The sequence below is a fragment of the Sagittula sp. NFXS13 genome, from assembly GCF_040148795.1.
Lineage (GTDB): Bacteria > Pseudomonadota > Alphaproteobacteria > Rhodobacterales > Rhodobacteraceae > Sagittula > Sagittula marina.
Window position 1 is genome coordinate 812,012 of record NZ_JAGEMH010000001.1, and the last position, 20,550, is coordinate 832,561.

18 protein-coding genes and 1 tRNA gene are annotated in these 20,550 nt (G+C 58.1%); 10 read left to right on the top strand and 9 right to left on the bottom strand.

Features of this window, described 5'->3' with window-relative positions:
- Window positions 1–41 precede the first annotated feature (41 nt).
- From J4E08_RS03860 to J4E08_RS03875, 4 genes are all read left to right on the top strand, one after another.
- The gene (locus J4E08_RS03860; RefSeq protein ID WP_183964773.1) at window positions 42–155 is read left to right on the top strand and encodes an entericidin EcnA/B family protein; all 114 of its coding nucleotides are present in this window, start codon (window positions 42–44) and stop codon (window positions 153–155) included.
- A 178-nt stretch (window positions 156–333) separates the two neighbouring features.
- Window positions 334–1,047, top strand: coding sequence for a response regulator (locus J4E08_RS03865; protein WP_183964775.1), 714 nt, complete (start codon window positions 334–336; stop codon window positions 1,045–1,047).
- 260 nt (window positions 1,048–1,307) lie between these two features.
- Window positions 1,308–2,447, top strand: coding sequence for an FIST N-terminal domain-containing protein (locus tag J4E08_RS03870; protein WP_349537352.1), 1,140 nt, complete (start codon window positions 1,308–1,310; stop codon window positions 2,445–2,447).
- A 15-nt stretch (window positions 2,448–2,462) separates the two neighbouring features.
- The gene (locus J4E08_RS03875; protein WP_349537353.1) at window positions 2,463–4,673 is read left to right on the top strand and encodes a hybrid sensor histidine kinase/response regulator; all 2,211 of its coding nucleotides are present in this window, start codon (window positions 2,463–2,465) and stop codon (window positions 4,671–4,673) included.
- Window positions 4,674–4,949: 276 nt separating this feature from the next.
- Here J4E08_RS03875 and J4E08_RS03880 read toward each other — a convergent pair whose 3' ends face one another.
- Window positions 4,950–6,692, bottom strand: coding sequence for a methyl-accepting chemotaxis protein (locus J4E08_RS03880; protein ID WP_349537354.1), 1,743 nt, complete (start codon window positions 6,690–6,692; stop codon window positions 4,950–4,952).
- Between the two features lie 72 nt (window positions 6,693–6,764).
- Complete coding sequence (locus J4E08_RS03885; protein WP_349537355.1) at window positions 6,765–7,349, bottom strand: hypothetical protein; 585 nt, start codon at window positions 7,347–7,349, stop codon at window positions 6,765–6,767.
- A 198-nt stretch (window positions 7,350–7,547) separates the two neighbouring features.
- Here J4E08_RS03885 and J4E08_RS03890 point away from each other — a divergent pair, with 198 nt between their 5' ends.
- A complete protein-coding gene (locus J4E08_RS03890; protein WP_349537356.1) occupies window positions 7,548–7,877 on the top strand; it encodes a DMT family transporter in 330 nt (109 codons plus the stop codon).
- Between the two features lie 86 nt (window positions 7,878–7,963).
- On the opposite strand, the gene J4E08_RS03895 is transcribed toward J4E08_RS03890, so the two are convergent.
- A complete protein-coding gene (locus J4E08_RS03895) occupies window positions 7,964–8,584 on the bottom strand; it encodes an outer membrane protein (RefSeq protein ID WP_183964787.1) in 621 nt (206 codons plus the stop codon).
- Between the two features lie 309 nt (window positions 8,585–8,893).
- Between J4E08_RS03895 and typA the strand changes: the two genes are divergently transcribed.
- The gene (gene typA / locus J4E08_RS03900; RefSeq protein WP_349537357.1) at window positions 8,894–10,711 is read left to right on the top strand and encodes a translational GTPase TypA; all 1,818 of its coding nucleotides are present in this window, start codon (window positions 8,894–8,896) and stop codon (window positions 10,709–10,711) included.
- A 155-nt stretch (window positions 10,712–10,866) separates the two neighbouring features.
- On the opposite strand, the gene J4E08_RS03905 is transcribed toward typA, so the two are convergent.
- The 5 genes from J4E08_RS03905 to J4E08_RS03925 form a co-directional block, all read right to left on the bottom strand.
- A complete protein-coding gene (locus J4E08_RS03905) occupies window positions 10,867–11,250 on the bottom strand; it encodes a hypothetical protein (RefSeq protein ID WP_349537358.1) in 384 nt (127 codons plus the stop codon).
- A 222-nt stretch (window positions 11,251–11,472) separates the two neighbouring features.
- Complete coding sequence (locus J4E08_RS03910) at window positions 11,473–11,742, bottom strand: hypothetical protein (protein ID WP_183964793.1); 270 nt, start codon at window positions 11,740–11,742, stop codon at window positions 11,473–11,475.
- Window positions 11,743–12,201: 459 nt separating this feature from the next.
- Window positions 12,202–12,489 (bottom strand): DUF1330 domain-containing protein, encoded by a 288-nt coding sequence (locus tag J4E08_RS03915; protein ID WP_349537359.1) that lies wholly within the window; start codon window positions 12,487–12,489, stop codon window positions 12,202–12,204.
- Window positions 12,490–12,600: 111 nt separating this feature from the next.
- Window positions 12,601–15,270 (bottom strand): alanine--tRNA ligase, encoded by a 2,670-nt coding sequence (gene alaS, locus J4E08_RS03920; protein WP_349537360.1) that lies wholly within the window; start codon window positions 15,268–15,270, stop codon window positions 12,601–12,603.
- A gap of 92 nt (window positions 15,271–15,362) precedes the next feature.
- Window positions 15,363–16,259 (bottom strand): LysR family transcriptional regulator, encoded by an 897-nt coding sequence (locus tag J4E08_RS03925; protein WP_349537361.1) that lies wholly within the window; start codon window positions 16,257–16,259, stop codon window positions 15,363–15,365.
- Between the two features lie 152 nt (window positions 16,260–16,411).
- On the opposite strand from J4E08_RS03925, the gene J4E08_RS03930 reads away from it, so the two are divergent.
- Entirely contained in the window at window positions 16,412–17,149 is a 738-nt protein-coding gene (locus J4E08_RS03930; protein ID WP_349537362.1) for a dioxygenase family protein, read from the top strand.
- Between the two features lie 11 nt (window positions 17,150–17,160).
- On the top strand, window positions 17,161–18,114 hold the full coding sequence (locus tag J4E08_RS03935; RefSeq protein ID WP_349537363.1) for a glutathione S-transferase family protein: 954 nt from the start codon (window positions 17,161–17,163) through the stop codon (window positions 18,112–18,114).
- Window positions 18,115–18,137: 23 nt separating this feature from the next.
- Here J4E08_RS03935 and J4E08_RS03940 read toward each other — a convergent pair whose 3' ends face one another.
- Window positions 18,138–19,421 carry an ATP-binding protein gene (locus tag J4E08_RS03940; RefSeq protein WP_349537364.1) on the bottom strand — a complete coding sequence of 428 codons (1,284 nt, stop codon included), beginning with the start codon at window positions 19,419–19,421 and terminating at the stop codon, window positions 18,138–18,140.
- A 37-nt stretch (window positions 19,422–19,458) separates the two neighbouring features.
- Here J4E08_RS03940 and J4E08_RS03945 point away from each other — a divergent pair, with 37 nt between their 5' ends.
- Window positions 19,459–20,382 (top strand): MBL fold metallo-hydrolase, encoded by a 924-nt coding sequence (locus tag J4E08_RS03945; protein ID WP_349537365.1) that lies wholly within the window; start codon window positions 19,459–19,461, stop codon window positions 20,380–20,382.
- A 69-nt stretch (window positions 20,383–20,451) separates the two neighbouring features.
- Window positions 20,452–20,526 (top strand) — tRNA-Asn (locus J4E08_RS03950).
- Window positions 20,527–20,550: the final 24 nt, after the last annotated feature.

Consider the following 20,550-nt stretch of genomic DNA (forward strand, 5'->3'; position numbering starts at 1 on the left):
AACCAAACCCGCGGCTAAAAAACTGAACATTGAGGCAGACAATGAAGAAAATTCTGATCGTGATGATGGCCTTGGCGCTTGCATCCTGTGGGACCGTTGACGGCATCGGACAAGATATCTCCGCCGGGTCGAGGACGGTGCAGAGCTGGCTGTAATTCTTGCACCTTTTAGACACAAAAAATCAATGGGTTAGCGAAGAAAGTTAACCCATTGATTGCGATTCAATGAAATATGAAATGATCTTGTTGCATCACGGCATAAGACCAATGGGTAAGAGATTTGACCGGCAGGACTGTCTATCGTCTGTCCAACGCGACATGAGGCACGGCTGAGATGAACACCGCAGCACAGGCAGAAATCACCCCACCGATCAAGGCGCTGGTGGTCGATGATCACCCGCTGTTTTGCGACGCGCTGACGTTGACGCTGCAATCCATCGCTGACTTTCAGGAAATCCGGACCTCTGGAACCTTGGAACAGGCGCTGGAGGTGCTGGCGCAAGATCAGGCTATTGGTTTCATTGTTCTGGATCTGAACTTACCAGACGTGAACGGCCTCGACGGCTTGGTCCGGCTGCGCAATGCCAATGCGCGCGCGCCTATCTTGGTGGCGTCGTCTATGGCCGACAACACCATGATCGCACACGCGTTGAAAGCGGGGGCCAACGGGTTTGTGCCAAAGCACTCACAACGCTCTGTCTTTCGGCGTGCCTTCGAGGCGGTGACCTCGGGCCGTGCCTTTGTCCCCGACGGGTTCATCGACCCCGCGGGTGGGCACAGCACCGACTCTGACACCGCCCTTGCTCGTCTGGCCAGCCTTACCAACCAGCAGGCGCGCATTCTGCATCTGATCTGTGAGGGGAAGCTGAACAAGCAAATCGCATTTGACCTGTCAATCGCAGAGACAACCGTGAAGGCGCATGTGACCGCAATCATGCGCAAACTGGGCGTCCATAGCCGCACGCAGGCTGTGCTGGTTTCACAAGAGGCGCGATTTTCCAATGCGGCCGAAAGCGGGTTCCGCAAAGACTTGCCAAGTGGTCTTTAGCGCCATACTGCTTTTCAACGCTTGCCATTGACGTGTTGTTGGTCAAGTGACGGATCGGGAGTCGAGACATATCGCTCGGCACAGGAGGCCCGCTCCCTGCCCCACGGGCGTCCTTCCATCATGCGTCAACGGCTCGACATCGCGTGTCGCGCCCCGGTGCGGCCGCCCATCCAGGGAGGAGAAACTGGTACGTGGATGGAAAGAACAGCACAGCTGAGGGGCCCACGCGGACCCCATCCGGCTTTTTGACCGCACCGCAGATGCAGCCTTTGAAAGCGTTGCGCACAGGGCAGGTGTCGTGTTTCGTGCCGAACCCGGTAGACATGTTGGCACAGGCATTGGGTGAAGATCTTGGCTTGGTTTGCCTTTTCGCATCTCCGGAAGCTGATTTTGAAGCGCTCACATCAGCGGCCAACGCGGGTTTCGCCGGTGCGGATGTGCTGGCCTGCACCACTGCAGGGGAGCTTGGCGCGCAAGGATACGAGGATAGCCAGATCGTTGCTGTCGGTTTTCCACGCGCCTATTTTGAAGTGACCTCCTTCGCCATCGAAGACCTCGACCGGATCGACGAGCAAGCGCTGATCGACCGGCTGATCCATCAGCGTTTGGACCTGACACGCCGCGCGCCCGATATGGTATCGGAATTTGCCTTTACCTTGGTGGATGGATTGTCTCTGCGCGAAGAGCATTTGACGGCCGTTCTGGCGAGCGGTTTGGGGCCGATCCCCTTGTTCGGAGGCTCCGCAGGGGATGGGACGGAATTCGGCGAAACGCTTTTGTCGTTTAATGGCAATGTGATGCAGAACGCCGCGATGGTGGCCATCGTGAGGTCGCATTGCCCGGTTCAGGTCTTCAGCTTAGACCACTTGGTGCCGACAGACATTCGAATGGTCGTAACGTCAGCCAGCCCGGACACCCGCATCGTGCATGAAATCAATGCCGAACCAGCCGCTTTTGAATATGCACGCCTGCTGGGCAAAGATCCAAACCAGCTGGATCCGTTTACATTTGCCGCGCATCCCGTGGTGGTAAAGCTGGGCGACACCCACCATGTGCGCGCCATTCAAAGAGTGAGCGATACGGGCGAACTGGTGTTCTTTTCCGCCATCAACGAAGGGATGGTGCTGACACTGGCCCGGCACCAAGACATGGTGGCGCATCTGGACCAGGCATTGGATGAACTGGCAGAAGACGGAGCGCCTGACCAAATCTTGGGCTTCGACTGTCTTTTGCGGCGCATGGACGCTGGACAAGTGCAGAAGACGCGCGACATTTCCGATATTCTTCAACGGCACAATGTGGTCGGCTTCTCTACCTACGGGGAACAAATCGGTGGGTTGCACGTGAACCAGACGTTGACAGGCGTGGCGATCTATCCGCCCCGCGCACCATTGGACTAGACCCCTGAGGCCCCCATGTCGCTTGTGAACCCCGCCGACAGTCTTGAGCGGCAGAACGAAAAGTTGCTGCAGATTGCACAGTCGCTGATGAACCGCGTGGAATATGGCGCGGAGCAGAACGGCGCGGCCTATGCCCAGTTCGAGCGCGCGGCCCTGCTGGAGAAGCGGGTTCGAGAGCGCACGTTGGAGCTGGAAAGAACGCTGAACCTGTTGCACGATTCAAACGCGCAATTGTCAGAGGCGAACGCGCAAACTGAGGCTGCGCGACAGAACCTGGCCGACGCGATCGAGGCCGTGTCCGAAGGGTTCGCCCTGTTCGATTCCGGTGACACTCTGGTCATGTGCAACTCGAGATTTTGCCGTGATTTCCATGAGATGCAGAAGAATCTTAAACCGGGCTTGCCGTTTTCAGAATATGTACGACAGGTCAGCCGGTCGCCATTCTTACTACTGCCATCGGAAGAAACGCCAGACAATTGGGCAGCACGGCGCATCCGCCGCCACCAGGATCGGCACGTTATGTTCAACGTGCAGCTGCGTCTGGGGCGCTGGTTGCAGGTGTCGGAGCATCGCACCAGCACCGAAGGCACGGTGATCTTGCAGACTGACGTGACAGATCTGATCCGCATTGAGCGCGCGGAACGTGACCGTCTGCGCGACAAGCAGGCGGTTATGGTGCGCGCCACGCTGGATCACCTGAACCAAGGCGTTGGGATTTTTGATGAACTTGGGCAGCTTGTCGGATGGAACGGCAAGCTGGGCGCGCTGCTGGCGATGGACGCGCGGCGTTTGCAGATCGGGGCATCTTTTTCTGGGCTAATTGATCGGCTCGCGCAAGATGTACGCTTTGCCCAAGGCATCGACCGAGAGGGCTTTTTGCAATGGGCACTGACAGGCAATCATCGCGCACCGATCTCATTTGAAGTCGTCCAAGGGGAACGAACAGTTTTGCAGGTCTTCGGACGCGGGATGCCAGACGGCGGATTTGTAATTTCTGTGACGGATGTGACCGCGGAACGCGAGGCAGCGCGGCGCTTGTTCGAGATGAACGAAGTGCTCGAACAGCGTGTGATGGAGCGGACGCTGGAGTTGGAAGATGCTCTCTCGGCCGCGGAGCGGGCAAATGCGTCGAAGTCGCGTTTTGTGGCCGCGGCCTCGCATGATTTGTTGCAACCACTGTCTGCCGCGAAGCTGTATGTCTCGTCCCTGGCGGATCGTTTTCCGGGTACTGAGGAGCACAGGGTACTGGAAAAGGCGGAGTCGGCTCTGACCTCTGCGGCCCAGATCATCGATGCGCTTTTGGACATCTCAAAACTCGACGGCGACGGACTGCATTTCGACATTCGCGCAGTAAAGTTGACGGAAATCCTCCAGCCTTTGCGCGATGAAATGAGCGTTTTGGCGGAGCGCAAGGGGCTGGAGATGCGTATCGTTGACAGCCACCTGATCGTGGACTCTGACGCCACCTATCTGCGTCGCGTTGTACAAAACTTGCTCGCAAACGCGATCCGATACACTGAGACGGGTAAAGTGCTGGTCGGCGTGCGGCGCAACGGCGGCTCCGCACGGATCGAGGTCTGGGACACAGGACCCGGCATCGCCGAGGATGACCAGAACGCCATTTTTGAAGAGTTCCGACGGCTGGACACGAAAGCATCACGCAATGAGGGGCTGGGCCTCGGACTGGCTATCGTGGAGCGCGCATGTGCGCGGTTGGGACATCCCCTCGGTCTGTGGTCCGAGGTCGGCCGCGGGTCTTGCTTTATGGTGAATGTCCCCATCGCTGGATTTCAGTCCGGGCCGCGTGATCCTCGGCGCAGCGCGCCAAGGCCCGTGCACCTGGGCCACGCCGGATTGATCGCGCTGTTGGTAGAAAATGACGCAGCTTTGCGTCGTGCGTTGAGCATAATGCTTGAAAGTTGGGGTGTGAACGTGATTGAGGCGGAAGATGCGGACTCGGCCATTGCGCTGCTGGATGATCTGCAATTGAGCCCCGATGTCTTGCTGCTAGACTATCAGCTTGGGTCTGGACCAACCGGTCTGGCGCTTTCACAAAAAATAAATGAGAGCCAGTTGGCACCACTTCCATGCGCCATCATCTCTGCAGACAAATCACCGCAACTTCGCCAAGACTGTAAGGTCGTGGGTGTTGAACTTTTGGCGAAACCCTTGGATCGTCACAAACTGGCGCAGTTCCTTGAAGGGGTGGCGCAGCAAATACCTTGAGCGGTCTATTTCCCGTAATAAACAGCCAGAGACTGTTTTGAGCATTGCCGCACCACCTACAACATTTCCGGAATTGCAGAATGCACCCGGCTTTCAGGAGACTCGACCAAGCTAAAACTAGGCGGAATACGCAGCGCTCGCATGCGACGCTTGCTGCAGCCGACATCTTCCGCCGTGCACCACCTAGAAAAAGTCGAGAGTTTTAGTATTTTCATTCCGATTGCGGATTCTCTTGAGCCGTTTTCAAGGGCGCCGAACGCCCCCGTAGCATAACAATCAAGCTGCGTGCTGCTCTCGAGCGGGGCCATTTGTTGCGTGAGAATCTGTTTCAAAACCTGCGACCCGCTTGCTCAAACGATTAGCCTCTTCTTGGAGCATTTGAGAAGCAGCGTTGGATTCCTCGACCATGGCGGCATTCTGCTGCGTCACGCGGTCAAGGTTGCTGATCCCCTCGTTAATTTCATTTAAGCCCTGCGCCTGATCCTCGGCGCTCGAGGCAATCTGCTCCACCATTGCGGAAACATCTGCGATTTTGGCCAATACATCTTCAAGAGCCAATCCAGAGGCCTCCACCAGATGTACCCCCTGCTTCACCCGCTCGCCGGACCCGAGGATGAGTTCCTTGATCTGTTGGGCAGCCTCGGCACTGCGCTGCGCCAATCCGCGTACTTCTGATGCAACCACGGCAAAACCCTTCCCGGACTCGCCCGCCCGTGCGGCTTCAACGCCGGCGTTCAAAGCCAAGAGGTTGGTTTGAAAGGCTATATCGTCTATCACGGAGGTGATTTCAGAAATCTTATCCGAGCTTTTTTCGATCTGTTTCATAGCGATAATCGCAGATTTCATCACCTGACCATTCTTTTCGGCGGTCTCCCGGGTGTGCGACATGGTAGTGTTTGCGTCAGAAGCATTGCGGGCGGCAGATTTTACGGCGGCGAGCATCTCTTCCATGGCAGCGGCGGATTGTTCCAAGGTTGCGGCCTGTGTCTCGGTACGGCGCGAAAGGTCATCGGAAGCCGATGCAATTTGGTCGGAGCTGGCAAGAATGCCTTCAGCGCCACCTTTGACGTCCGTCACCACTTCGCAAAGGTGTTCGACAGCGCGGTTATAGTTGGCGCGCAAGGCTTCGTATTCCTTTGGGAATGGTCCTGCGATACGCATGTGCAGAATACCATTCGCCAAATTGTCTAGCGCCTGCCCCAGTTCGCCCACCACTTTAAGCTGTTGCTCAAGTCTTTCGGCCCGCGCCTGTTCGGCCGTGCGACCTTCACGCAGCACTTTGAGCAGGGCCAAAGTGTTACGAGCGATGTCACCAATCTCGTCTTTGCGTCCGACCATCTTGGATTCAGTGTCATAATCGCCGTCGATAATCCGCTTTACGGCCCTTGTCAGACGTCGCAACGGTGCGCCAAGTGTCCGGTTCAGCAACCAAAGGGTCAAGCCCATCATCACTACGAACGAAACACCGGCGAGGACAAATATCCAACGTGCATCCTGCCAAACGAGTGCCCGCTGCGCCTCGTAGCTGCTGGCCAGCGCCAACGCTCCGATCACCGGTCCTTCCGGTCCCGCCATGACGGGCGCCGCCCGCAGCCTGTTTTTCTGCTCTGTGACGGCGCTGGCGCCAGCCAAGGCCAAACGGCCAAGTTCTATCAAAGTATCCTGTTCGGCATCCAAACCCTCTGTCGTGTGAGCTGAGACGAGGTTTCCATCGGCATTCAAGACGATGACAGACTCCGCGTTGGCCCCAAGGCCCTGCAACAACAGAAGCGACTCTTCCTCGATCTTGTCCGCCACTTGAAAACGCAACGGTTTTTGCAGTGCTTCAAGACCTCGAGCCACCTCTCGTTCCGCTTGTCTGTTGACATCGGAAACCGCCATCCTGTCAAAAAGCTGCATGGCTCCCGCTGAAAGCACACCGGCGACAACAATGGTCGTTGCGGCCATGAGCAGCGCACATCTTACGAAAATAGAGTGCCACACAAACTTACGTTTAATTTCTGTGTCTTGAACGGACATGGACGGTCTCCTCGCCCGGAGGGGCGCTTCATAGGGGTCACCCAAAAACACGTTTCGGGTGACCGACGTCATTTACATGAGGGATTCGGCGTCGAGGCCTACGGTCATCGCACCGATTGCCGCGCCCGTTGCGGGGTCGGTGAGCGTAAAGGAGATCTGCACCTGATAAATCTGAGTCGATTCGTCGAATTCGATTTCAGAGAAATGAACCGCGCCGACGCCGACGCCGTAGGTCTTTTGGTGTTTGTCCTCATCCCCCTGCCAGTAGTCGGACGTCGCGTTGGAGGCAGCGACATTCAGGCCTTGCGAGTCCATGACAATGACTTCTGTCATGGTGCCGCCCAAGGCCGACACATGCTCACGTAAAAAATCAGCAGCCGGCCCCATCAAAACTCCGTCTACAAGTGCCGACGCGCCTGTTCCGACCTCTTCTCTCCAAGTTCGGTCGAGGGCGTCGATCTGGGCCTGATCGTAGCCGGAGGTCACAGCATTTTGCGCAGAGACCGCTTCAACAATCACGGGGTCATCGGCCCAGGGCAGTACATTCGCCTCCAGATAGGTGTTCAACGCATCAGCGGGCTCGGCCGCTGTGGTGACGGTCGGCAGGCCGAGGGTCATAAAGGTGCCAAGGGTGGCCGAGAACAGTGCTGCGCGCATATTTGGGTCGCTCCGGTATGGGTGTCAGATCCCCACAAGATACGCGCAGACCCCTGACCTGGCGTTAAGATAGTCGGTAAATCTCGGTGCAGTTTGAGCAAACCGTGTCTCGGATCCCAGCCGACGCGGTATTTGGTGCGCCGGACCTTGACCCTTCAGACCGCTCCAGACAGACGAGAGAGAGAACGGAGACCTCTCATGCCCTACCTCATCCTTGTTCTCGCCGTAGTGGCCGAGACAATCGGCACCACGGCTTTACAGGCGAGTCAGCAATTTACGCGGCCCTTGCCTACGATCTTGGTGGTCGTCGCCTATGGCGCGGCCTTTTATCTGTTGGCCTGGGTTTTGCGGACGATGCCTGTTGGCATTGCATACGCCATGTGGTCCGGTTTGGGTATCGTGCTCATTGCCATCATCGGTCGGCTGGTTTTCGGGCAAAAGCTCGATCTGGCGGCGATCCTTGGAATGACCATGATCCTTGGCGGCATCGTTGTGATCCAAGTTTTCTCGAAGGTTTCCACACATTGAATGAAAAACCCCGGAACGCGCAGGTTCCGGGGTTCATGTCTAAGCACCCAATCGTTGCATTTTAGATGCGTTACGCATCGAACACATTAGAAGCGCAGTGTGCCGCGCAAGTTAATGGTCTGGTTAACCACATCCACATTTGTGCTGCCGATATCTTCAAAGTTTTCGGCCAAGTACTCAGCGCCCAGGCCGAAACGGTCAGTCACTTTGTATTCCATGCCAAAGCCACCCACGGGCGCTGTTGCATCGCCGATGTTGGTTTCAACCTTGGACATACCTGCTGTCGCGTACACGAGAGTTTGGCCAAAGTCCCAACCGCCACGAATTTTCGCGCGGGCGACGTTTTCAACGTCTACACCGTTCAGGTCAACTTCGTCCGAACCGGAGAACTCCAGTTCGCCGCCAAACACGGCGCGACCGACTTGGTAGTCATAACCGCCAAACACACCGTAAACGGCTTGGGTGTCATCATAGCTACCGGATTCGCTCATTTGAGCGCCCAGGCTGAGACCACCATATGCACCGGTCCAGTTGCCCATCGGAGCAACGGGCGCCACCACGACCGGTGCGGCAGGTGCTGCTTCCACGACTGCAACGTCTGCACTACCAGCTGTCGCGGCAATCGGGGCCAGTGCGGTTGCGGTCAGGGCAGCGCTTGTGAGTACAAAATTACGGATTTTCATTTCGGTTTCCTTTTCCTCGTTCATCGCCGGCCGTTTTTGAGGTGTCTTTAGTGGACTGATCCGGCGTCTCTGCAGTGCTATCTGGTACCTGCATGCCCGTTTGCAACGGCGTAATCCGCATTTAGGTTCCGAACTTTCCGCCCAGCTTGGCTAAACGGCCAAAGAGTGCCCATGAACCCTGCGTCATAGGCCAAAAGGTGCCGGTTTCATGTGTTCGTGTAACTGCAAACAAGCGTGATAAATCCACAACAAGCGGCTTTGCAGCGGTTTGGGTCTAGCCTTTTGGCCCTTATGACGCTAGGCGAGCGGCAATCCGGACAAGAGGAAACACACATGGAATTGCGCAATGTCGCGATTATCGCGCACGTCGACCACGGGAAAACGACCCTCGTCGACGAACTGCTGAAGCAATCGGGCGCGTTTCGCGCCAATCAGGCTGTCGCCGAACGGGCAATGGACAGCAACGACCTTGAACGCGAACGCGGGATCACAATCCTTGCCAAGGCGACCTCGGTCGAATGGAAAGGCACGCGGATCAACATCGTTGACACCCCCGGGCACGCTGACTTTGGTGCCGAGGTCGAGCGAATTCTGAGCATGGTCGACGGCGTTGTCCTTTTGGTGGACGCCGCAGAAGGCCCGATGCCGCAGACGAAATTCGTGACGTCCAAGGCGCTGGCGCTTGGCCTGCGTCCGATCGTGGTGCTGAACAAGGTGGACAAACCCGACGCCGAGCCGGATCGTGCGTTGGACGAGGTCTTTGACCTGTTTTCCGCCCTCGACGCGGACGAAGACCAGCTGGACTTCCCGCATCTCTATGCCTCCGGTCGTTCCGGCTGGTGCGACGCAGAGCTGGACGGCACACGGTCAAACCTTGACGCGTTGTTCAACCTGATCGTCAACCACGTCCGCGAGCCCAAGCAGGTCAAGAAGCGCGACCTGGATTTCAGCATGTTGGCCGTGACGCTCGGCTCTGACCCCTTTGTGGGCCGTATGCTGACAGGACGCGTGGAATCGGGTCGCTGCAAGGTCGGCCAGACGGTTCAGTCGATCTCTCGCATCGGACAAAAAATCGAACAGTTCCGCGTGACCAAGATCCAGGCTTTCCGCGGCCTTCAATTGCAAGACATCGAAGAAGCCGAAGCAGGCGATATCGTGTCCATTGCAGGCATGACCAAGACCACCGTGGCAGATACGGTCTGTGCCTTGGCTGTGGAAGAGCCTCTCGAAGCACAGCCTATCGATCCACCGACCATCACGGTGAGCTTTGGCATTAACGACAGTCCGCTTGCAGGGCGTGACGGCAAGCACGTGCAGTCTCGTGTCATCCGCAACCGTCTGTACAAAGAAGCGGAAACCAACGTCGCGATCCGCATCACCGACACGCCCGGCGGCGATGCCTTCGAGGTGTCCGGCCGTGGCGAATTGCAGATGGGGGTCCTGATCGAAAACATGCGTCGCGAAGGGTTCGAGCTGTCGATCTCTCGCCCGCAGGTGATCATGAAGGAAGAAAACGGCGTCCGTATGGAGCCCGTCGAAGAAGCAACCATCGACGTGGACGATGAGTACACCGGCGCCGTGATCGAAAAGCTGACCGGACCACGCAAGGGCGAGCTGGCTGAAATGAAACCTGCCGGCGCCGGGAAAACGCGGATCATCGCGCATGTCCCTTCGCGCGGTCTGATCGGGTACCATGGTGAGTTCCTGACTGACACCCGCGGCACCGGGGTTCTGAACCGCGTGTTCCACGGCTGGACTCCACACAAAGGTCCGATCCCGGGCCGCCGCTCTGGCGTTCTGATTTCCATGGAAAATGGCGAGGCTGTGGCCTTTGCGCTGTGGAACCTCGAAGATCGCGGCAAAATGATGATTGGTGCGCAAGCCCCCGTCTACACCGGTATGATCATTGGCGAGCACAGCCGTGAAAACGACCTTGAGGTGAACCCTCTCAAGGGGAAAAAGCTTACCAACGTGCGCGCTTCCGGCACTGATGAGGCCGTCCGCCTTACCACGCCGATCACACTGTCGCTGGAGGAAGCAATTTCCTACATCAACGATGACGAACTGGTCGAAGTGACGCCGAACGCAATCCGTCTGCGCAAGAAGTACCTCGACCCTCACGAGCGCAAGCGTCAGTCCCGCTCTGCATGATAGCATTTGACGCCTGCCATTCGGTAGGCGTCAAATGATGTGAGCGAAGATATAGTAACGGCACCCTTACGGGTGCCGTCATGCGTTCGAAGCCACGCGCAAGCCGCCCCTACGGCACTTGCCGGGGGTTTGATGAACGCGCACAGTGATTGAGTTTATTTTGGATCCACAAGGGTAAGTGGCTCAAGTTCGGTGCAGCCCTTCAATGGGTCACACTGGCCGTCTGGCAGGCTCTCCGCTCGGCGCAGGATGCGACGGGTACACGTCACCTGCTTCAAAAGCACGTAGGCCGGCGAGACCAGCGCCTTTTCCTCGATATAGATTGCCGGGAAGTGGGTCATGGTGATCTGGCCGGTCTCGGCCTCGTTGTGCACCAGACGCGCCTTGCGCACCAAACGGCGGGAGGTCTCGTAAACCGCCTCGACGTTGACCTTGCGATAGCACATCGGACCAGGACCTTCATCCCGGGCAACAGCCTGGCCCGCGAGGCTCATGGCCAAAAGTGTCCACCCAACGATGCGCATATCAATCCCAGTCATCAGTCCCGACCAGAAGTCTTGTGTATTTTCTGGGGTTTGACAAGATTTACGCCGGTTGCGGGACAGATTTCTCCACCGGGGAAACCGGGCTGCAACACACACAGCATGTAGCGGACGCCAGTCCATCCACAGCCTCAGGACGCAATATACAGCCCGTCAAAACAGATGAAGGGCGCGGGTTGGCAGCCCCCGCGCCCTTCTAATGCCTACCTCAAGAGAGGATTAGCTGCAGGGTGCTTTCACTGCAACGTAGTGACCCGGAGCCGCCATGGACTTGTTCTCTTTGTACACGGCCGGGTAATGCATTTTGACCATCTGGCCGTTTGCATTGTGCTCCCACTCGGTGTGCGCCGCCATGATCAGGGTCTTGGAGGTGTGGTACTTGGCCGGAACCCAGACTTTATCGTAGCACGCCACGACCTGACCTTCCCAGGCAAATGCCGGGGCTGCGAGAGCTGCGAGAATTGCTGCGCCTGCGATAACTTTTTTCATGATCTTTCTCCCAAGAAAAGTTGTAGGTGCGAGCACCTTAGCCAAACATTCTCAGGTGACGCGACAGGAATTCCTTACTTGAGGGCCAAAAAGCGCCTACCTCCCCGGATTCCCCAAGAAAATCGGCATTCTGTGACCCAAGTGCCATATTTTTGCCACGGTTCCAGCCATTTATGAGGTGTTTTGCATTTTCGATAACGGAAACCATTCCACAAAGCGAAAGCGATGCTGTGGATAACCCTGCAATTACCGGAAATTTTCTCGAATCATCCAAGCAGCAGAAACCGCACCAAGGCTGTATTCCGCCGACGGCAAAGCACCGCCGAGCCGGGCCTGAACGGGCGCGGATGATTTTATTCAACACACAACTCAACTATCTGGAAAAGAACGGCTATTGGCAGCCAGCTGCCAATTCGAAATACAGTACGGAACTTAGGCCAGCCAAGCTTGCCAAAATACTCAGTCGGAGATTTCGACCACCATCAACTCCCGCTCGGACGCATCTCGCGCATGGCTGAGAGCTTCTTGGTATGCATCGGAGTTATAGCAGGCAACAGCCTCGTCGACGGAAGCAAACCGCGCCACAACATTGCGCGGTCGGTCTTTGCCTTCAAGCTGCACATATCGTCCGCCACGGGCGATGAACTGCCCACCGTGTGCCGCGATGGCAGGCCCCGCCAAGGCCGCGTACTTGCTGTACGACGCTTCGTCGGTGACGGTGACGTGGGCGATCCAAAGTGCGGACATGAAGCTCTCCAAAGGCAAAGGCCCCGGCTGTTATACCGAGGCCCCTTTTTGCGTCTATTTTCGGTCCGGGGTCAAGTCACGGACTTGTGTCGGCCCGGGAAAAACGCTGCGTCATCCGGCGATTACAGCGCGTGCTGCAGCAATGGCTGCCTCTGCGTTGTCTACGCTTGCGCCCCCGCCTTGTGCCATGTCAGGTCGGCCACCACCGCCCTTGCCGCCCAGTTCAGGAACGGCTGCCTTCACGAGATCAACGGCAGACAGCGTGCCTTTCAGATCATCTGTGACGCCTGCGGCCACCGCAGCCTTTCCACCGGCCTCCGCGATCAGCAACACGGCACCGGAGCCAAGGCGCGTCTTATGCTCGTCGATCAGCGGCGGCAAATCCTTGCCCGTGACGCCGGTCAGCACCTGTGCGTGGAATTTGACACCATTGATCTCTTCGGCCTCCGTCGCGGTACCGCTGCCACCAGACATCGCCAGCTCACGTCGCAGATTGGCGACCTCGTTTTCCAGCTTCTTGCGGTCGTCCAAAAGCGCTTTGACGCGGGCAGGAACATCCGCAGGCTGGGACTTCAGATCGCTGGCGACCTGCGTCAGCAACCGGTCCTGCGCTTCGAGATAATCCAGCGCCACCTGGCCGGTGAGCGCCTCGATCCGGCGCACGCCGGACGCCGACGCGGTGTCACCCAGCAGGACAAAAGCCCCAATGTCGCCGGTTTGGCGGACATGCGTGCCGCCGCAAAGCTCCAGAGAGTAGGTTGTGCCGTCAGCGCCCTTGCCGGAGCCTGATTTGGACCCCATGGACACCACCCGGACTTCGTCGCCGTATTTCTCGCCGAACAGCGCCTGCGCGCCCAATCCGCGGGCGTCGTCAGGCGTCATGATCCGGGTCATAACGGGGGTGTTTTGACGAATGTACGCGTTCACGTCAGCGCTGATACCCACCATCTCTTCGTGGCTCAGACCTTTGTTATGGCTGAAGTCAAAGCGCAACCGCTCTGGCGCATTCAGCGACCCGCGCTGTGCCACATGATCGCCAAGCGCCTCACGGAGAGCCTCGTGCAACAGGTGCGTGGCCGAGTGATTTGCTCGGATGGCGGACCGACGTGCGTGATCAACCTCCAAGGCCATTGCATCACCGACCTTCAGGGTGCCTTCTTCCACCTTTACATGATGCGCGAAGACCCTGCCGCCGCCCATTTTTTGTGTATCTGTCACTTGGGCGCTGTCACGTTCATTTTCCAAACGGCGCAGTATGCCGGTATCGCCCACCTGGCCGCCGCTTTCGCCATAAAAAGGCGTCTGGTTCAGAACGACCCAGCCGTCGTCACCGGCGTCCAGGGCGGTGATCGCAGCGCCGTCCTGGACCAGTGCCAAAATCTGACCCTCGGCCCGCTCGGTGTCGTACCCGAGGAAATCGGTCGCGCCGTGGGTCTCTGCGATGTCGAACCAAACCGCCCCGTCGGCCGCCTCGCCGGAACCCGACCAGGCTGCGCGCGCGCGTGCCTTTTGCTCCGCCATGGCTGTATCAAAGCCATCAGTGTCGACTGCGCGCCCCTTTTCACGCAAAGCATCCTGCGTGAGGTCGAGCGGAAAACCAAAGGTGTCATAGAGTTTGAAGGCTGTTTCGCCCGGCAGCTGCGCGCCCTCGCCCAGATCAGCCAGCTCGTCGTCCAAAAGCTTCAGCCCACGGTCCAGGGTCTGCTTGAAGCGCGTCTCTTCATTAAGCAGCGTTTCCTCGATCATCGACTGACCGCGTTGCAGTTCTGGGTATGCCTCGCCCATCTGGCGCACCAGTGCCGGCACCAGCTTGTACATCAGCGGATCTTGCGCGCCGAGCAGGTGGGCGTGGCGCATGGCGCGGCGCATGATGCGGCGCAGGACGTAGCCACGGCCATCATTGGACGGCATCACGCCATCGGCAATCAGAAAGGAAGTAGAGCGCAGGTGGTCTGCAATGACGCGGTGATGCATCTTGCCCGGACCGTCCGGATCGGCAGAGGTCGCATGGGCTGAGGCCTCAATCAGCGCCCGCATCAGATCGGTGTCGTAATTGTCATGCTTGCCTTGCAGCAGTGCCCCAATACGTTCCAGACCCATGCCGGTGTCGATGGACTGCATGTCCAGCGCCTTCATGGAGCCGTCTTCGAACTGCTCGTTCTGCATGAAAACGACGTTCCAGATCTCGATGAAGCGATCGCCGTCTTCTTCAGCCGATCCCGGAGGGCCACCCCAGATGTGGTCGCCGTGGTCGTAGAAAATTTCCGTACACGGGCCACACGGACCGGTCGGGCCCATCTGCCAAAAGTTGTCCGACGTTTCGATCCGGATGATCCGGTCCTCTGGCACGCCGACTTTCTTCCAGATTTCAAAGGCTTCATCGTCGGTGTGATAGACCGTTGTCAGCAGCCGTGTCGGGTCGATGCCGAATTCCTTTGTCACCACCTCCCAAGCATACGGGATCGCCTCGGTCTTGAAGTAATCGCCGAAGGAGAAGTTGCCGAGCATCTCAAAGAACGTGTGGTGGCGTGCGGTGTAGCCAACGTTGTCGAGGTCATTGTGTTTGCCACCGGCGCGCACGCATTTCTGCGAGGACGTGGCACGGTTGTAGTCACGCTTTTCAACCCCGGTGAAACAGTTTTTGAACTGCACCATGCCGGAGTTGACGAACATCAGCGTGGGATCGTTTCGCGGGACCAGCGGGCTGGACGGCACGATCTGGTGCCCCTGCTTCTCGAAGTAGTTCAGAAAAGTCGAACGGATGTCGTTCAGGCTGGCCATGGCGCGCCCCTCATGCGTTAGGTTTCGGGCACATGTATCGCCCGTGTCCCGTCCTGTCCATAAGCGCTGATCGGTGTGAGCCAGGTTGCCGCTCAGAGAATATCGGCCTTCCCAAGATCAGCCTGCGCGAAATCGATCAAGGCCCGGGTTTTGCGTGGCAGAACACGGCCTTCGAGATAGACGGCGCTCAGCGGGCTCGCGGGTCCTGTCCAATCGGTCAGCAGCTCGATGAGCTCACCGCGGTCCAGCCGATCCCGCAACGAAAAGCGTGGGATAAGGGCCACGCCCTGCCCCGCCGCCGCAAGGTCCGTGGCGGCTCGGGCTGAATTCACACGGAAACGACCGTTCACATCGACCGTCAGCGTCTCACCCGCTTTGTCAAAGGACCAGCGGCGCGGCATCTGCCGGTTCATGTCGAGAATACAGGTATGTTCTGCCAGAGCCTGAGGCGACGAAGGCGCGCCATGTGTCATCAGATAGTCTGGGCTGGCGACCAAAACCGACCGCATCTCCCCCAGTTTGCGGGTCTTGAGAGACAGCATTTCAGAATGGCCAATGCGGAACGCGAGGTCGATCCCGTCGGCGGCAAGGTCCACGAAGTCGTCTTTGAGACGCAGGTCGAGGCTTATTCCCGGATGCGCTGCGCCAAAGCGACCCAGCATGCCGGTCACCCAAACCTCGCCAAAGGTCAAAGGGGCAGACACCCGCAGCGTCCCGGTCAAGGCGCGCCCCTCCTCTGTCACTGTTGCAAGAAGATCGTCCAGATCTTCGAGCACCGCAGGCGCGCGGGCCAGCAGATCTTCGCCCGCAGGGGTCAGCCCCACTTTGCGTGTGGTGCGCTGAAACAGGCGGACGCTCAAGCGCCGCTCCAATTCGGCCACGTATTTAGACGTCAGCCGATTGGAGACCCCCAACTGATCTGCTGCACCGGTAAAAGACCCGGTCTGCGCCGTCGCCACGAAGGCACGCAATTCATCTACAATATCCATCAAAGGCCATTCCGAACAAAACGTGGAAAGTCATTCTCTGAATTCTTCATATCATGGAGTATGTCGGGCGACTACATAAGCCTTGGTCAGGCGGTCGATAGACACTGCCAACAATGTCAGGGCCCCCTTCTGGGCCCGAGAAAGGACACCCAATGCCCGTGACACGCACGCTGGACGATCTGAAGGCCAGTCTCTCCCCGTCGGATCGAATGCCGCTGGTCTTTCTCGGCCACGGCAGCCCGATGAATGCCATCGAGAACACGCGTTACGGTCGCGCCTGGTCGGACCTGGGACGCAGCCTGCCAAAGCCTCGCGGAATTCTGGTGGTGTCCGCCCATTGGATGACACGCGGAACAACACTGGTGGATGTGTCAGAGATGCCTCGGACGATCCACGACTTCTACGGATTTCCGGAGGCTCTTTTCGCCCAGACTTACGAAGCACAGGGCGCGCCGGAACTTGCCCGTGAGGTCACAACATTGCTTGCCAGCCACCACGCACAAGAGGACGACACCTGGGGGCTGGATCACCAGTTGGACATCGGGCGCACACTGTCTGCTTTGCGCGACAAAGGTGTGCTGATTCTGGGGTCGGGAAATGTGGTGCACAACCTTCGCGCAATGCGCTGGGGCAAGGACGTCGCGCCGCAGGACTTCGCGCTGGAATTTGACCGGCTTTTTGCAGACCGGCTGGAAGACCGGGATTTCGACGGCTTGGCCGATAGAAAGGCTCTGGGCTCGCTGCTGACAATGGCCCACCCGTCTTTGGACCACTACATGCCTGCGCTGACCGTGGCCGGCGCATCAGACGCACGCGATCAACTTACGTTCATGACCGATGACATCGACCTGGGATCAGTGTCGATGCGGTCTTTTGTGTTCCACGCATAAGGAGAGTTGAGATGCTTGTAGATGGTAAATGGCAAGAAGATTGGCAGCCTGTGCAGAAGGCCGATGAACAGGGCCGTTTCGTGCGGCAGGTGTCGAGCTTTCGCAACTGGGTCACGCCGGATGGTACGCCCGGCCCCACCGGCGACGGCGGCTTTCCTGCCGAGGCCGGGAGGTACCGATTGTATGTGGCTCTGATCTGCCCGTGGGCTTCGCGTGTTCTGATAGCGCGCGTGCTGAAAGGGTTAAATGGTATCGTTCCGGTGACTGTTGTGAACCCGACCCTCACCGATCAAGGCTGGCAATTCGGCGGCTATGATGGGGCGGACGAGGACCCGCTGTTTGGCAGTTCTTACCTGCATCAGCTCTACACGAGGGCCGATCCGTTGTTCACCGGACGCGCCACGGTGCCAGTGCTTTGGGATATGAAGCGCAACGTCATGGTAAACAACGAAAGCTCTGATCTTCTGCGCATGTTCGATACGGCGTTCGAGGGGCTGGTCGGGTCTGACCTGCGTCTTTACCCGCAGGATCTGGCCGAGCAGATCGACGCGCTGAACCCTGTCATTTACGACAATCTGAACAATGGGGTTTACAAATCGGGCTTTGCCTCGTCCCAAACTGCCTATGATGAAGCCGTGGAGCGCGTATTCGCAACACTCGACATGTTGGAAGACAGGCTGACCGAAGACTATCTGTTTGGCGACCGCGTCACAGAATCCGACATCCGCCTCTTTGTGACCCTGATCCGCTTTGACGCCGCCTATCACGGTATCTTTAAGACCAACCGCCGTCAGATCGCGGACTACCCACGACTTCAACCCTATTTGGAGCGTATACTCGCCTTGCCTGGTGTCCGTGAGACCGTCAACATGGACCACATCACGCGGGGCTACTATTCGATCAAAGCCCTGAATCCCACTGGCATTCGACCCATCGGACCGACGCATGTCATGGCCTTGCTATAGGTGTAGCCGAACATCGCCTACGCTTAGAGAGCGATCACGATATCCGCACGCAAACCACCAAGCTCATCACTTTCCCCCAACCGCAACACACCCCCATGTGCACGGGCGATGTCGGCCGCAATGGCAAGCCCAAGCCCGACACCGGATCCGCGATCCTGGTTGCGCGCGGGGTCCAGACGCACAAACGGTTTCAACGCCGAATCGCGGTCCTCGGGTGCAATGCCCGGACCGTCATCTTCGACCCGAATCCTCAGAGATTTGTCGGTGAGTGTCGCGGAAACCTTACACTTCGTGCCGTATCGCGTAGCGTTGCCGACGAGGTTCTCGATGGCGCGGCGCAGGGCTCTTGGCCGCACGGGCACCAGCCCCTCCCCCGTCAGAAGGCCAATCGTCACCGCTTGCCCGGCCCGCTGCCCGTCTTGAATGATGGAATGGATCAGGTCAAAAATGTCGGTCGGCTCATTTTCAGCCGTCTCTGCATCGCCACGTGCAAAATCGAGGAATGTATCAATCAGGCGCTGCATATCCTCCACGTCCTGTTCCAGCGGCTCGCGGTCCTCATGGTCGAGCAACGACAGACCAAGCCGCAGCCGCGTGATTGGGGTCCGCAAGTCATGACTGACACCTGAAAGCATCATCGTCCGCTGTTCGATGTGACGCTCGATCCGGTTGCGCATATCCAGAAAGGCATTTCCGGCAGCGCGCACCTCTGTTGCGCCTGAGGGCGCATACCGCACGACACGTCCACGGCCAAAAGCCTCGGCTGCATCCGCCAGTCGCGTGATAGGTCGCAATTGGTTGCGCAAGTAAAGGAAGGCGATCACGGTCATCAAGACGCCAAAAAAGACCATATTCACAAAGAGCTGATGCGCATTTGTCGGAGACGCCCGCCCACGGGCGAGAGCGACTCGCCATGTCTGGCCGCTCGCATTGATATAGAGGATGACCTGGCTGTCGTCGGGTATTTCGATCGCCTCAAGGCCAGTGACCCGCTGGTGGAGTACCCGCATCACGACGATGCCCGTCAGATCATACCACCGCCGCTGATCTTGCGATGGGGCGGCCTCAACCGGTATTGGCTGTAGCCCAAGTTGAAAAGCCGATTGGTCGTTTCGGGCCATGTCGATGGCCAGATTGACGGCCCTTGCAGCCTCGCGGGAGAGCTGTTCGGTCACATCCTCGAAATGCCGCTGCACAAAGACAATGGAGACCACCAGTTGCAATGTGATCACCGGCAGAACAAGAATGAGCGCCGCCCGCCCGTACAAGCTGCGTGGCATATAGCGTTTGAGCCATTCGAAAGACATCTTTATCCTTGTTGCGATGCTGAACGGAGACACTACCATGCAAGACCCGCAACCGGAGTTCCAGCCGCTTCCTGGGAAAGCCGAACCGCTCGCACCCGGTCTGCTGAGAGTATTGGCCCCCAACGCGTCGCCCATGACGTTCCGCGGGACCAATACTTACCTGCTTGGCACGCGCGAGGTGGCGGTGATCGATCCCGGCCCCATGGATGAGTCTCATCTGGAAGCGATCTTGGCTGCAGTGCCCAAGGGGGGACGGATAACACAAATTCTGGTGACACACGCGCATCTTGACCATTCGCCATTGGCAGCTGCTTTGTCGGATCGTGTCGGTGTGCCTGTTTCAGGATTCGGCGGCGCACACGCAGGACGCAGTGAGGTGATGCAGGCTCTGGCGCGCAGTGGTTCGGTTGGCGGCGGCGAAGGTGTCGATCTGGCGTTTTCCCCCGACGTCATTTTATCGGATGGCGATGTGGTCAAGGGGGACGGCTGGCAGCTGGAGGCCCTGCACACGCCGGGTCACATGGCAAACCACCTCAGCTTTGCTTGGGGCGACGTACTCTTCAGCGGCGATCTGGTCATGGGATGGGCCACGTCGCTGGTCTCTCCACCAGATGGCGATCTGACGGCGTTCATGGACTCCTTGCGGCGCTTGCAAAACCGTTCGTGGTCAATCTTTCACCCCGGCCACGGTGCACCTGTTGGCATGCCTGCTCAACGCCTGTCTGATTTGATCGCTCACCGACAGGGACGCGAGTCCTCCATCGTTCGCGCTCTGGAGGACGGCCCAGCCACGGCAGCGCAACTGGCAGCGCGCATTTATGTCGATACTCCAAAGGCCCTGCTTCCGGCTGCGGCACGCAACGTTTTGGCGCATCTCATTGATTTAACCGTAAGATCCGTCGTGGCACCGGTTTCCGACTTAAATGCCAACGCGCAATTTCAGCGCAATTTGGCAGGTTGAAAAATTTCTCAAAAAATCTGGAAAACCCTCTTGTGGCCCGGAATCCAGATAGCTATACACCCCACATATTCCGGCGTAGCTCAGCGGTAGAGCAGTTGACTGTTAATCAATTGGTCGTAGGTTCGATCCCTACCGCCGGAGCCAATTCATCCACTAAGTCCTTGGACA

Coding starts and splice junctions, on each gene's coding strand:
- J4E08_RS03940 (WP_349537364.1), bottom strand. CDS start 19,421: ATGTCTTTCGAATGGCTCAAACGCTATATGCCACGCAGCTTGTACGGG.
- J4E08_RS03905 (WP_349537358.1), bottom strand. CDS start 11,250: ATGACTGGGATTGATATGCGCATCGTTGGGTGGACACTTTTGGCCATG.
- J4E08_RS03925 (WP_349537361.1), bottom strand. CDS start 16,259: ATGGATATTGTAGATGAATTGCGTGCCTTCGTGGCGACGGCGCAGACC.
- alaS (WP_349537360.1), bottom strand. CDS start 15,270: ATGGCCAGCCTGAACGACATCCGTTCGACTTTTCTGAACTACTTCGAG.
- J4E08_RS03910 (WP_183964793.1), bottom strand. CDS start 11,742: ATGAAAAAAGTTATCGCAGGCGCAGCAATTCTCGCAGCTCTCGCAGCC.
- J4E08_RS03895 (WP_183964787.1), bottom strand. CDS start 8,584: ATGAACGAGGAAAAGGAAACCGAAATGAAAATCCGTAATTTTGTACTC.
- J4E08_RS03870 (WP_349537352.1), top strand. CDS start 1,308: ATGCAGCCTTTGAAAGCGTTGCGCACAGGGCAGGTGTCGTGTTTCGTG.
- typA (WP_349537357.1), top strand. CDS start 8,894: ATGGAATTGCGCAATGTCGCGATTATCGCGCACGTCGACCACGGGAAA.
- J4E08_RS03915 (WP_349537359.1), bottom strand. CDS start 12,489: ATGTCCGCACTTTGGATCGCCCACGTCACCGTCACCGACGAAGCGTCG.
- J4E08_RS03935 (WP_349537363.1), top strand. CDS start 17,161: ATGCTTGTAGATGGTAAATGGCAAGAAGATTGGCAGCCTGTGCAGAAG.
- J4E08_RS03945 (WP_349537365.1), top strand. CDS start 19,459: ATGCAAGACCCGCAACCGGAGTTCCAGCCGCTTCCTGGGAAAGCCGAA.
- J4E08_RS03875 (WP_349537353.1), top strand. CDS start 2,463: ATGTCGCTTGTGAACCCCGCCGACAGTCTTGAGCGGCAGAACGAAAAG.
- J4E08_RS03890 (WP_349537356.1), top strand. CDS start 7,548: ATGCCCTACCTCATCCTTGTTCTCGCCGTAGTGGCCGAGACAATCGGC.
- J4E08_RS03860 (WP_183964773.1), top strand. CDS start 42: ATGAAGAAAATTCTGATCGTGATGATGGCCTTGGCGCTTGCATCCTGT.
- J4E08_RS03865 (WP_183964775.1), top strand. CDS start 334: ATGAACACCGCAGCACAGGCAGAAATCACCCCACCGATCAAGGCGCTG.
- J4E08_RS03885 (WP_349537355.1), bottom strand. CDS start 7,349: ATGCGCGCAGCACTGTTCTCGGCCACCCTTGGCACCTTTATGACCCTC.
- J4E08_RS03930 (WP_349537362.1), top strand. CDS start 16,412: ATGCCCGTGACACGCACGCTGGACGATCTGAAGGCCAGTCTCTCCCCG.
- J4E08_RS03880 (WP_349537354.1), bottom strand. CDS start 6,692: ATGTCCGTTCAAGACACAGAAATTAAACGTAAGTTTGTGTGGCACTCT.